Here is a 12,472-nt window from a genome sequence, read left to right as displayed (position 1 = left end):
AAAAATTAAATGGCACATGAAAAAATTTATCATTGAACGGGAGATCGAAGGCTTGGGTAATCTTTCGGGCGAAGAATTAAGGAACATCTCGCAGGCGTCCTGCGCTGTGGTGAGCGGCCTCGATGCCCCGTATCACTGGATACAGTCTTTTGTCACGAACAACAAGCTTTACTGCATCCATATCGCCGAATCGGAAGAGGTCGTGCGCGAGCATGCGCGCCGGGGCGGCTTCCCGGTCCATTCCATTGCCGAGGTCAAAACCATCATCGACCCTACCACTTCCGCCGTTTCCTAGGCAGGGCCGTCAAGAGTTAGTGAAAAAAGGTTTGTTATGCACATATCCGCCCGGAGTTTTCCGAAGCGGATATTTTTGCTAGTTCAACTTCCTCCGCAGCCAGGCCCGGACCGGCTCGTCGTACCATTTCCAGCTCGCATACCCCAGCAGGATCGTACCCGCGAACGTGAGCGCGGCATTCGGCAAAGCCTCCGATAATGTGATGCCCTTATGACGGCTGACCCACGCGACGTAAAAATGGCTGTTTTCAGGGATGGTTTGTTTTGCGGGCGTGGCTGACCTTTGTCCTAAACCATTTCGAAACCACAGCGATGAAAAAACTCACCACACTAATCCTCTTTCTGGCGGCCGCGACGGGTTTTCGTGCGCAGGCGCAGAACAGCTCCTTTTTCGTAGGCGGCGGCGGGGGCGGTAACCTGTCCATGTATGCATTCACGTCCGACTACGCCGATCGCTGGACGAGTTCCAAACCCAAGCCCGGGCTCAACGGCGGCGTCGTATTCGGTATGGAGTTCAACCGCATGGCCATCGTCATGGGCGCCAACTTCATCCAGAAAGGCTCCAAAGCAGAGACAGACAACTACCGCATCGAGGGAAATTATATAGGGTATGTCAAAGGCAGGGAAAACACGTCGTTCATCCAGGTCCCGCTCCTGTTCCGGTTCCGTATCCTCGGCGAAAAATTCGGGCTGACAGCCTCTGCCGGACCTTCATTCAATATCGGATTGTCGGGCAATTCGCGGTTGGAGCTCGAAGTGGCGGGCGTCGGCTCAGAAAGCCGGTCGGGGACGATCAAATTCGGGAGCGGTATCAACGACAACTACAAGCGCTTCCAGCCGGGTTTCATGCTTGGGCCGGGCATGGTCATGGCCGTCGGCGAGAAGGGCAAGCTGAATTTCAACCTGATGTGGGATTTGGGTTTCAATGCCGTGAACAAACGCAGCAGCTCCGCGTCGGGGATCGACGGCAAAATTTCGAATATCTCGACGATCCTGAACGTCACCTATACACACCACTTTATTTTCGGGGATAAATATTGATGCAGGTCTGTAACAACTGCGGCACCATCAACGAAACCGATGCCCGCGTCTGCACCCATTGCCGCATTCAGGGCAGCTTTTCGGCGGTCGGCAACACCCCGGACGGGCACACCGGCCACGCGCAACAGCAATGCCGCAACTGCGGCAACCTCATCGGCGCGCACCTGCCCAAATGCCCCGACTGCCGCTTCCCGGCACCCGTCCGGCGCACCGAAAACCGCCAGCAGGCCGACGGCACGTTCGTCATCGGCAACCTGCGCGCGGGCTAAGCACTAAACCATCCGACCATGGCCAGAAATCGCGAACCTCAAATATTCAATATCTCGTTCCTGGACGTCATCTGCGGTGCGTTGGGCGCGGTGATCTTCCTGTTCATCGCCGTGCCGAAAGGCGGCGCCCCGCCGGGACGGTCCAACCAGCTCAATGTCTCGATCGACACGACCCACCGGCAGCTTTTCGCGACCATCAGCGACAGCCTGGCCGGCAAGCGCCCCGGTGATACGCTACTCGTGGTCCTCACCGACTACAAGCCTATGCCCGGCATCTCCGAATGCCCCGATTGTCCTTCCTGCCCGGACTTGCAGCCGGTAGCGGACATCGAACCGGCCAGAATCACAACGCCGAAACGGGAACGGGCGGGAAAAGACTCGGCCTTGGCGGCGAAGCCGGCAGAAACTCCGCCCCCACCGCCGGATAATTTCAAACGGAGCAAATACGAGGGCGATCCGCCTGCCGTGCCTTGCAAGGTTTCCATCGAAATCAACTGGGCGGACATTGGCGACAACGTGGACATTTTCGTCTGCAAAGGCAACAAATGCGTCTCGGGCGGCGCGCGCGAAATCCGCGACATCGGCCAATGGGACAGCGGCAAAGCCAAAACCAAGTTCTTCGGCAGCGACCTTCGCACGACACAGGAAGCGGTACGCCAGTTCGACAAAATCCTGCCCGGCGAGTACAAGGTTTATGCTTTATTTAAAGAAAGCGCCAAAAACAACACGTCCGTGCGCATACGAGGGCTTGTGTACTCACGCAACGATCAGGGCGAGGAAAAGGGAGAGCCATTCGGTGCCACGCTGCAACTCAAAGCGCCACGCGTACTCATAGGCACAGTTCAAATGCCGGAAAACGGCGCATTCCAGTTTACCAAAAATTAGACATTTCCTATGCTGACAAATAAAAGACTCTATCACATTGCCATCAGCCTCGTAGCGGCGGTAATGATCTGGTTTGTACTGATACTAGGTGCATCGCTGTCGTCGGGGCCGGGGCTGAAACGGTTCTTCGAAGCCTTCGGCGGCTCTTTCGGCGGGTATGTGCATGCGGTGATTTACATGGCGTTCATTTTCGGGGTGCTGGAAATCCTGGAATACCAGAAGTTTATCAAAAAACAGCACGAGGGTTTTAAACTCAACCTGCTGCCCGTGCAGGATCAGCTGGTACTCTCGCCGGACGAGGTCGCGAAGATCAAACTGAATGTGATCGACCTGGAAAAACATGGTTTCAGCTTCCTGCTGACCGACTTTGTAAAACGCGCCTGTACGCAGTACCGCAACAACCAGTCGATCGGCGAGACATTACAGGTGCTCACGGCACAGATCGATAACAGTAAAACCGAGCTGGAAGGCAAGCTGGAAATCGCCCGCTTCCTCATCAACGCCATTGCTTCGCTGGGTTTTATCGGCACGATCCTGCATTTGGCGGGTTCCATCGGGCTTTTCCATTTGGCCAAAACCGAGGAAGGCATGCCGCTGATCACCCAGAGCCTGAATGTTTCTTTCGATACGACTTTCATCGCATTGTTCCTCGGCCTCATTCTCAGCTATTTCTACCACCGCTACCTCGAAGACCTGGACACTTTCTATTCCAGGGCCAAATCCTACATCATCGATAACCTCATCAGTCGCATTTACCATCCTCTCTGAACCTGAATTTCCATTCACATTTATCCTGTGACGATTATGAAAACATTCGGTAAACAGATTTTATGGATCACTGCCCTGCTTGCGGCCGCTTGCCAGCCCGGCGATGTGGATACGCTCACCGGCAAGCTGGGCGGAAAAAGCTCCGTCAACGGCTGGGTTTATGACATGATGAACGACGGCTATTTCTGGTACGACGAGATGCCCGGCAAACAATCCCTCGACACGACCGAAAACCCGGACGCATTCTTCGAAAAACTTGTCTACCAGCGCCAGGTTTACGATCGCTTTTCGCTCATTACCGACAATTACAGTGCCTTGCAGCAGCAGTTCAACGGCGTGGTGAAGGCATACGGCATCCACTATGTCCCGGCCTACATCGATGACAACAAAACGGCCGTTGCGCTGTTTGTCAGCCACATTATCAAAGATAGCCCGGCCGCCAACGCGGGTTTGAAACGAGGGGATATTGTCGTAAAAATCGATGGGAAAACGCTCACGGCGGAGAACCACGGCACATTCCTGGCCTCACAGGAATCGGTCACGCTGACGCTCGGGCAGATCGTGGACCAATCTTTGCAGCTGAACCCAAAAACCGTTCCGCTTACCCGCGCGCAGATCACCGAAGACCCCGTAGCGCACGCGAGCGTGATCCGCAAGAAAGGCAAGACGATCGGCTATGTGGTATACACGCAGTTTGTACCCGGCACCGAAGCCGACAAGGAGAAATACGACAATGCATTGCGCCGCATTTTTTCCGAATTCAAAACCGCCGGTGTGAACGAGCTGGTGCTCGATTTGCGGCTCAATGGCGGCGGCTATATGTCTTCGGCCGTGACGCTGGCGTCTCTGATCGTGCCGGGCAACAACGGTTCCAAGCTGTTTTACACCGAGCAATGGAACGACAAATACATGGCTTACTGGAAAAAAGAGAAGGGCGAGGAGGCATTGAATTACCGTTTTTCGCAGGAAAGCAGTAATATCGGGAGCAGGCTGAACCGCGTTTTCGTGCTCACCTCGCAGGGGACCGCTTCGGCGAGCGAACTCGTCGTCAATGGCTTACGGCCTTATATCGATGTCGTCACGGTCGGCGACCATACGGCGGGCAAAAACCTGTTCGGGGCGCTTTTCGGTGATGATAAAAAGCGCTGGAATTATGGCATTTACATGATGCTGGGACAAACGGCCAATGCCGACGGCACGTCGGATTACGGAACGGCCGACGGCATTGCGCCCGACGTGGTGATGGGCGACAACCGGTTTCCATTCCTGCCGTTCGGCGACGAGAACGAGACGCTGCTGAATGCCGCATTGGTGGAAATGGGTGTTTCCGCCGGGCAACCCGCACGGCTCGCCGGCACGCGGGAAACGCAGCGCATCGTACCGAATCCTTTGCGCGATACGCCTTCGGTGCTCGACGGCCGGATGATTAAAGCGGCGCCGCAGGACGGGCTGCTTCCTGTCAAACCTGATTTATGAAAAAACTGCTCTTTATTAGCCTTGGAATGCTGCTTACCTGCCTCGCCCGGCCTTGCCATGCACAAAACACGGCCGGGCGGGCAGACCGTTATTCCGACAGTTTACGGACGATATTAAACCGTAAACTGCCGGATTCGACGCGTATTGCCACCCTTTTCCTGCTCTCGGACTATTGGAGCGACAGGGACACGAGCCAGGCACTCCGGTACGTGCGCGAGGCGGCCCGGTTGGCCAAACCGGGATCTTTCCAGGAAGCATTGGGGTATTTTTATACCGGGAGTGCCTACTTCGATGCGGACTATGCCAAAAGCGGCAATGCCTACCTGGCGGCCGAAAAGCTGCTCCGCAAGTTTCCCGGCCGGGATGCGCTTATTTACCGGGCGCGCGCCTGGCATAATTTCGGGGCGCTGGAACAGCGGCAGGACCGCGAAAAACGGTACGCGGAAATCATTTTACAACACGTGATCCCGCTAGCGACGCAGGCGGGCGACAGCGTACGCGTGGCGAACAACTACCATAACCTCGGCATTATTTTTTCCAACCAGCTGGATTACAAGCGGGCGGAAGGCTATTTCAACACGGCCATCAGCCTTTTGCAAAAACTCGGTCAAACATCGCTCGAACTCGCCGATGCGTACATTTTCGGGGCCAAAAATTACGTGTACCTCAAAGAATACCCGCCCGTGAAACCGATGCTCGACAGCGCGGCCGTTATTCTCGCCATTCACCCGAATGCCGCTTACCAGCTCGATTTTCATATGGTGGAAGGCATGTACCACTCCCGGCTGCGGCAGTACGACGACGCATTGAAAAGCCTGAACAAAGGCATGGCCCTCGCCAGGGAACTGAAACGGGAGTACGATTACCAGGGAATGCTTTTACAGGTTTATTTTACCTACAAATCCATGGGAAATTATCCCAAAGCGCTCGGCATTATCCGCAGCGTGATCGACCAGAAAACACCGCTCATACGGTCGGCCAACCGCAAATTGTACTACTACGAATATGCGCAAATGCTCGAAAAAACCGGTCAGCACAAAGCCGCCTACGAATGGCTGAACAAATACGCCGAGCTGGCCGACAGTACTTTCGAGGAGCGTACCAAGTCGGAGATTGCTGCGCTGGAAGCTAAATTCCAGTCGGCGGAGAAGGAGAAGCGCATCTACCAGTTGCAGGCCAACAACGAAAAGGCCGCATTGACGATCAAAAACAACCGCCTGCTCAACTGGCTGCTTGCCGTGGTATGTCTTTTCCTGCTGGCCGTTACCGTACTGGTTTTATTGTTTTACCGAAACAACAAACGCCTCTGGCAGCAGCAAGCGCAGCTCCACGAACTGGAAATGCAGAAAATCAGACAGGATTACCGCATATCGATGCTGTCGGCCATGCTCGAAGGGCAGGAACAAGAGCGTACCCGCCTCGCCCGCGACCTGCACGACGGCCTGGGCGGTTTGCTGAGCAGCATTAAAATTGATCTGTCGAGGGAATTGTCCGTCCAGGACGACCGCTTCAAAGGCAGCGTCACACGCACGCTCTCTCACCTGGACGACGCCGTGAACGAGCTTCGCCGCATTGCACGCAGCCTGATGCCGGAAATCCTGATGAACTACGGCCTGGCGGAAGCGACGAGGGAATTTTGCAAAAACCTGCGTGAAACGGGCATTAACCTCGTTTGTCAGGTATTCAACTACCGCGATTCGATGCCGAAAGAAAAGCAGATATTGCTGTACCGCATTATCCAGGAACTCGTGAACAATGCCGTGAAGCACGCCGCCGCGGCGCAAATCCTGGTCATCATCCAGCAAAGCGGCGAAACGCTTTTCGTGACGGTGGAGGACGACGGCCGCGGCTTCGATCCCGACCGTGTGAATGGCAAAGCCGGTGCCGGGCTGTCGAATGTGAAAGCGCGCGCCGATTTCCTGAATGCAAAATTTGAACTACAATCATCCCCACAAAAAGGCACTTCCATCACAGTGGAATGCGAAATCTGAGCTATGGAAGTATTTATCGTCGACGACCACCCCATTGTGTTGCAGGGGTTGAAAAACCTGCTCGAATCACGCGAGGGCATCCGTGTTACCGGCATATTCGACCAGGCCACCACCGTATTGGCTGCATTGGACAGTCCTTCTCCCGGCTACAACCGCCCGCAGGTAATGCTGATGGACATCAACCTCCCGGACGTCAGCGGCGTGACGTTATGCCAGCAGGTGAAGCAGGCCCATCCGCAGATCCGCATCGTAGCGCTCAGCATTCACAATGAAAGGAGTGTGATCATGAGCATGCTGCAAAGCGGGGCGAGCGGGTATGTGCTCAAAAATGCCATCGGCGACGACATCGTGGCCGCATTGCACGCCGCGATGGAAGGGCAGATTTACCTCTGCACCGAAACGCAGAAGGCCCTCAACGAAGCCCCCGGCACCGAACCCAAGGAAATCCCCCGCCTCACCCGGCGCGAAAAGGAAATCCTGGAACTGATCGGGCAAGGCTATACGACCCAGCAAATCGCCGCCGAGCTGTTTATCAGCACACATACCGTGGAAAGTCACCGCAAAAACCTGAAAGAGAAATTCGGGGTACCCAACACGGCCACAGTGGTACGAATGGCCGCCGAGCTGGGGCTCACGCGTTGACCAAAGCGCGTTCCGTTAACCCTATCCCGCATTTTCCGCGGCTGTGGCCATCAGGAAATGAGACGGATAAAAAATGGCCGGTGCCTCCGAACGGTACACCGGCCATTAACCTTCAAATCGCGTTCGGTTACACCGAAAGCTTCTTCATGTATTTCGCATCCTTGTCCAGGCTCACGAGTGGTGATTCGGGGTATTCCTCTTGCTCCACCAGGAAATACTTGATGCCGCTGTCCAGGGCCAGGCGCAGGGTCTTTTTGAAATCGACACTTCCTTCGCCCAGGTCGTTTTGCACCGGTTTGCCATTTTCTTTTTTGTAATCCTTCACGTGGCATAGCTCGTAACGCTTGCCGTATTTTTTCAGGTGCGCGCCGGTATCCACGCCCGCCACGTCGATCCAGCAAAGATCCAGCTCGAACATGACCAGTTTAGGGTCGGTATTTTCCAACAAAAAGTCCTGCGGAAGCTTGCCTTCAAGGGGTTTGAAGGAATAATCGTGGTTGTGGTAACCGAATTTCAAACCCGCCTTTTTCACTTCCTCTCCTACCCGGTTGAAATCCGCGGCGATTTTCTTCCAGTCGTCCCATGTTTTCTGCGGGCCGATCCACGGGCAGATCAGGTATTTCAACCCCGCTCCGTGCGCCATGTCGATGCTGCGTTTGAGGCTATCGGCGTCGGCAGCCGTTTTGCGGAAATCGAAATGGGTACTCACCATATCTACCCCGATCCCGTCGAGAAAGGACTTGATTTCTTTCGGCTCCATTCCCCATAAAAAGCCTTTGGCGCCCGCGAAGCTCTCAAATTGCTTATAACCCATTTTGGCAAGCTTTTCCATTACGCCTTTCGGATCTGCCGGTAGCAAGTCGCGCACGCTGAAAAGCTGCACGCCGAACGGGTCGATCAGTTTTTTGGGTGCATTGGCGAAAGCATTCCATGCATTCAGCGAGAGGGCCCCGGCAGCGAGAAAACCGGATTTCTTTAAAAATTCTCTTCTTTCCATCATTGTTATTTCAATTTAAATTCGGCGGTTGCAGCTGTCTTATTTTAGTTGCATGAAATAGGTAAAAACATACAAATATGTATAATTTCCGTAGACCGGTGATAACGGCCCGGCTCACGGATGACGGCGAAATTCGAAAGGCATTTGATAGATAGCCGTTTACAGAATAAATTCCCGTCAAAGTACACCAATAACCACACCATCGCCATTGATCTGCCGGCCGGGACCAGCTTGCTTTGTGTTCATTCATGCAAAGCCATTAAAACCATTCCGTTATGAGTTCCGCTCCCATTTCCGCCATCGAGGCTCGCACGCAACATGCGGCCGAAACCGGTAAGAAGGTCGCCTATCGCTCGATCGGGCAAGGTATGCCCGTGATATTGTGCAACCGCCTGCGCGGCATTCTCGACTCGTGGGACCCGGCCTTTCTCGACGAGCTGGCTAAATCCTACCGCGTCATTATTTTCGATTATTCGGGCATCGGCTCGTCGGAAGGCAGCCTGCCGGTTAAAATTGCGGAAGTGGCAGAGGATGTCACGTTCCTGGCATCCCAGGTGCAGCTCGACCAGTTTATCCTCGGCGGCTGGTCGTACGGCGGGCTGGTAGCACAAACTTTCGCCACCCGCTATCCGCATAAAGTATCGCATCTGGTTTTGCTGGGCACCAATCCGCCGGGCCGGAATGCGCATCCGCTGGAACAGGCTTTCCTGGACGCGACGATGCACGAGATAAACGACCTCGAAGATGAAGTCGTGCTGTTTTTCGAACCGGAGTCGGCATTCAGCAGGCGGGCGGCGCAAAGTTATTTCGGACGTATCCATGCCCGCAGGGACGACAAAGACATTCCCGTACCCAAGGAAAAATGGGCCAATTACTTCGCCGGCGCCCAGGATTATGCGGCTGACGAATACGGTTCCAGGGCAAAGCTCGCGACGATCAACGTCCCGATCCTCGTCATTTCCGGCGACCACGACCCCGCCTGCCCCGTCGAAAACTGGTACGCATTAAGCCGCCAGATCCCCAACCTGCAAATGATCACGCTCGGCCAGACGGGCCATGGCCCGCAGAACCAGTATCCGGAGCTGGTTACCCGCTATATCGATGATTTTGTAAAGTATACCAGGTTATAACCTCAACCTTCCCGAACGATGAAATTCACCTACTACGGCCATTCCGCCTTTTCGGTTGATATCAAAGGCATTACCCTGTTGTTCGACCCATTCATATCCGGTAACGGGCTCGCGGAGGCCATTCAGGTCGATGAGCTGCATGCCGACTATATCATCATCTCCCACGGCCATTTCGACCACATTCTCGACGCGGTAAGCATCGCCAAACGCACAACGGCGACCGTCATAGCGAACTTTGAAATCACGACGTGGTTTGGTAACCAGGGCATCGCCAACGTGCACACGCTGAACCCCGGCGGCAAATCACGCTTCGACTTCGGCGTGGTCCGCTGCTTCCTCGCACAGCATTCCAGCAGCTTCCCCGACGGCAGTTACGCCGGCGTCGCATGCGGATTTGCGATGGCGACCGACGAAGGCAACTTTTATTACAGCGGCGATACCGGGCTGTCGCTCGACATGCAGCTCGTGCCGCAGACGACGGCCCTCGACTTCGCCGTTCTGCCCGTCGGCGACCACCTCACGATGGGCGTAGAAGAAGCCATCCAGGCGGCCCGTCTGCTCGAAGCCGACAAGGTCATCGGCGTGCATTTCGACACATTCCCGCAAATCGTCATCGACCACCAAAATGCCGTCGCGCTCTTCCTATCGGCCGGTATCGATCTGATGCTGCTGGATATCGGGGAGGTAATTGAGATTTGAGGTAGAAAATACCGTATCTTTTGGGCATGAAAAACATGCTCGCTGCCACTTCCCAAGTCCCCTTTCAAAAGCCCGAAACCGGGGTAGCCAATACAGTTATCCTCGTGCACGGGTTCATGGATACCCGCAGGCGGTCCGCTCGACATGATCATCGTGCCGCCCACATCTTCCGTCATTCCCGGTGCGCGGAATTTCAAAGTATTCGCATGGCTGCACCCCCTGATGATTTTTGACCGGAAAATACTGAATCAAATCACATTTATTCTCAATGAGCCCGCCCGGGAGCGTATCAATGCCCGATAGCTTTATCGGTCAGTTTACACACCTCCCGATATTTAGGCCGTACAATGCTTTATGCTGCCCATGAAAATCCTGTTCTTCTCCGCCAAGCCTTACGACAAGCAGTTTTTCAATGTTTATAACGAACCATACGGTTTTGAAATCGAATACCTCGAAACGCACCTGGGGCCGCACATTGTCAATGCGGTGGACGGCCAGGAGGCGGTTTGCGTGTTTGTGAACGACAAGGTCAATGCGGAGATCATTTCGGTACTGGCGTCAAAAGGCGTCAAAATTATCGCGCTCAGGTGTGCGGGCTTCAACAATGTGGACCTGGAAGCGGCCCGTGCGCATGGCATACGTGTATGTCGCGTGCCTGAATACTCGCCCGAGGCCGTCGCCGAACATACGGTGGCAATGCTGCTTACGCTCGTACGCAAGACGCACAAAGCGTACAACCGTGTGCGCGAACAGAATTTCTCTCTGAACGGCCTGCTCGGTTTCAACCTGCACGGCAAGACGATCGGCGTTGTGGGGACAGGCAAAATCGGGGGAGCGTTTTGCCGGATCATGAAAGGTTTTGGCTGCCGGGTACTGGCTTATGATTTGTTCCCAAACACAGATTTACAAGCAGCAGGCATCGAATACCAATCTCTCGAAGCCGTACTCAGCACGGCGGACGTGGTATCGCTGCACTGCCCGCTGAACCCTGCTACGCATTACCTGATCAACGAAAATACCCTGGCGATGATGAAACCCGGCGTGACGCTCATCAACACCAGCCGCGGCGGACTGATCAATACGGCCCACGCGATCGACGCCCTGAAAAGCAAGCACCTGGCCAATCTGGCGATCGACGTATACGAGCAGGAAGAGAAGCTATTCTTCAAAGACCTGTCCGAAAATATCATCGAGGACGACACCATCCAGCGCCTGATGAGCTTCCCAAACGTGCTCGTAACGGCCCACCAGGCTTTTTTTACGGAAGAAGCATTAACGGAAATCGCGCAGGTGACATTGCAAAACGTTGATCGCCTGCGGCGTGGCGAGGAGCCTGCGCAGGGTGGCTCGTTGGTTTAGGCGGCTCCTAACCCTTCATAATCTTCACCAACTTCGAACCAGACCGACTGTCGCCGGGTGGAAGCGGGAAATTTGCATGGCTGAGCCAGCAGATACTGTGTTTGATATTCACAATGTATCCCCTTGACTGACAATGACAGAAACCGAGGGCTTCGTTCACTTCGCTCGCGCTATTGCCTCTGGTGTAGCAGGCGTGAAAAAGTTGACCAGGTTGCCATCCGGATCACGAAAAAGAAGCGAGCGGTTCCCCCAAGGCATGGTCGTTGGCTTTTGCACGAGCGCTGCGCCAAGGTAAACAGCCAGTCTTTCATAATCTACATCGACGTCATCGACGCGGAATTCAATGATCACGGAACGGTTTTTCGCCGGAGAGGCTACGCTATCCCCGCCGAAAAGCTGCAAAGTACGCGTGCTACCAATGGCAAGTGTAGCCACCGGCGTGCGAAACTCAGCGAAATCTTCGGTGTAACGGGCGGCAGGAAAGCCGGTAATTTGCTCGTAAAAATCAACAAGCCGGTTAATATCGGCAGTAATGATACGTGTTGATACGAATGTCATGATTTGGAGTGGTTGATGTTTGCTTTTTCAAAGAAACAATCGGTCCATGACAGCAGTATGTCAGTAGCGGATTTGGAGGTTAAATATTCCCCCTCCCTAAACGCAAAAAAGCATCCTTTTGGGGGATGCTTTTTGTTTTAATAATTGTGGCGACTACCTACTTTACCAGGTTTGATCCAAGTATCATCGGCGGAACCGGGCTTAACTTCTCTGTTCGGGATGGGAAGAGGTGAACACCAGTCCAATAGTCACCAACAAGCTCTTTGAGTGGAGTTGATAGTTTAGGAGCCGTCCGCCGCAGCGGTTTAAAGTTCATGAGTGATTCTCACTCATTGACTTTTGGCTCTGAACTTTGAACTCTTT

General features: G+C 54.4%; 13 protein-coding genes and 1 rRNA gene. 11 read left to right on the top strand and 3 right to left on the bottom strand.

The features are described 5' to 3' along the window. Nucleotides 1-16 precede the first annotated feature (16 nt). The 8 genes from H144_RS0113815 to H144_RS0113775 all read left to right on the top strand — a co-directional run bounded on the left by H144_RS0113815 (nt 17) and on the right by H144_RS0113775 (nt 7,366). A complete protein-coding gene (locus H144_RS0113815) occupies nt 17-295 on the top strand; it encodes a DUF4242 domain-containing protein (protein WP_019942665.1) in 279 nt (92 codons plus the stop codon). Between the two features lie 311 nt (nt 296-606). Then, nucleotides 607-1,335 carry a porin family protein gene (locus tag H144_RS0113805; protein WP_019942663.1) on the top strand — a complete coding sequence of 243 codons (729 nt, stop codon included), beginning with the start codon at nt 607-609 and terminating at the stop codon, nt 1,333-1,335. Continuing rightward, nucleotides 1,335-1,604 carry a hypothetical protein gene (locus H144_RS0113800; RefSeq protein WP_019942662.1) on the top strand — a complete coding sequence of 90 codons (270 nt, stop codon included), beginning with the start codon at nt 1,335-1,337 and terminating at the stop codon, nt 1,602-1,604. The genes H144_RS0113805 and H144_RS0113800 overlap by 1 nt, the downstream gene beginning before the upstream one ends. A gap of 18 nt (nt 1,605-1,622) precedes the next feature. Continuing rightward, nucleotides 1,623-2,489: a hypothetical protein gene (locus H144_RS0113795; RefSeq protein WP_019942661.1), complete on the top strand. Its 867-nt coding sequence runs from the start codon at nt 1,623-1,625 to the stop codon at nt 2,487-2,489. A gap of 9 nt (nt 2,490-2,498) precedes the next feature. Beyond that, nucleotides 2,499-3,257: a MotA/TolQ/ExbB proton channel family protein gene (locus tag H144_RS0113790; protein WP_019942660.1), complete on the top strand. Its 759-nt coding sequence runs from the start codon at nt 2,499-2,501 to the stop codon at nt 3,255-3,257. A 36-nt stretch (nt 3,258-3,293) separates the two neighbouring features. Further along, on the top strand, nt 3,294-4,733 hold the full coding sequence (locus H144_RS0113785; protein ID WP_019942659.1) for a S41 family peptidase: 1,440 nt from the start codon (nt 3,294-3,296) through the stop codon (nt 4,731-4,733). Then, on the top strand, nt 4,730-6,724 hold the full coding sequence (locus H144_RS0113780; RefSeq protein ID WP_033402672.1) for a tetratricopeptide repeat-containing sensor histidine kinase: 1,995 nt from the start codon (nt 4,730-4,732) through the stop codon (nt 6,722-6,724). The genes H144_RS0113785 and H144_RS0113780 overlap by 4 nt, the downstream gene beginning before the upstream one ends. Nucleotides 6,725-6,727: 3 nt before the next feature. Then, complete coding sequence (locus H144_RS0113775) at nt 6,728-7,366, top strand: response regulator (protein WP_019942657.1); 639 nt, start codon at nt 6,728-6,730, stop codon at nt 7,364-7,366. A gap of 127 nt (nt 7,367-7,493) precedes the next feature. On the opposite strand, the gene H144_RS0113770 is transcribed toward H144_RS0113775, so the two are convergent. After that, complete coding sequence (locus H144_RS0113770; RefSeq protein WP_026350681.1) at nt 7,494-8,363, bottom strand: sugar phosphate isomerase/epimerase family protein; 870 nt, start codon at nt 8,361-8,363, stop codon at nt 7,494-7,496. Nucleotides 8,364-8,638: 275 nt separating this feature from the next. On the opposite strand from H144_RS0113770, the gene H144_RS0113760 reads away from it, so the two are divergent. The 3 genes from H144_RS0113760 (at nt 8,639) to H144_RS0113745 (ending at nt 11,551) form a co-directional block, all read left to right on the top strand. Then, nucleotides 8,639-9,493, top strand: coding sequence for an alpha/beta fold hydrolase (locus H144_RS0113760; protein ID WP_019942654.1), 855 nt, complete (start codon nt 8,639-8,641; stop codon nt 9,491-9,493). Between the two features lie 18 nt (nt 9,494-9,511). Continuing rightward, nucleotides 9,512-10,192 carry a metal-dependent hydrolase gene (locus H144_RS0113755; RefSeq protein ID WP_019942653.1) on the top strand — a complete coding sequence of 227 codons (681 nt, stop codon included), beginning with the start codon at nt 9,512-9,514 and terminating at the stop codon, nt 10,190-10,192. 363 nt (nt 10,193-10,555) lie between these two features. Then, on the top strand, nt 10,556-11,551 hold the full coding sequence (locus H144_RS0113745; protein ID WP_033402752.1) for a 2-hydroxyacid dehydrogenase: 996 nt from the start codon (nt 10,556-10,558) through the stop codon (nt 11,549-11,551). A 156-nt stretch (nt 11,552-11,707) separates the two neighbouring features. Here H144_RS0113745 and H144_RS0113740 read toward each other — a convergent pair whose 3' ends face one another. Continuing rightward, nucleotides 11,708-12,109 carry a VOC family protein gene (locus H144_RS0113740; protein ID WP_019942650.1) on the bottom strand — a complete coding sequence of 134 codons (402 nt, stop codon included), beginning with the start codon at nt 12,107-12,109 and terminating at the stop codon, nt 11,708-11,710. Between the two features lie 144 nt (nt 12,110-12,253). Then, nucleotides 12,254-12,365: ribosomal RNA gene (gene rrf, locus H144_RS0113735) — 5S ribosomal RNA — on the bottom strand. Nucleotides 12,366-12,472: the final 107 nt, after the last annotated feature.

Origin of the sequence: Dyadobacter beijingensis DSM 21582, from assembly GCF_000382205.1 — a bacterium.
In the GTDB taxonomy this organism is placed as follows: domain Bacteria; phylum Bacteroidota; class Bacteroidia; order Cytophagales; family Spirosomataceae; genus Dyadobacter; species Dyadobacter beijingensis.
This window is presented reverse-complemented; position numbering and strand designations above follow the sequence as displayed.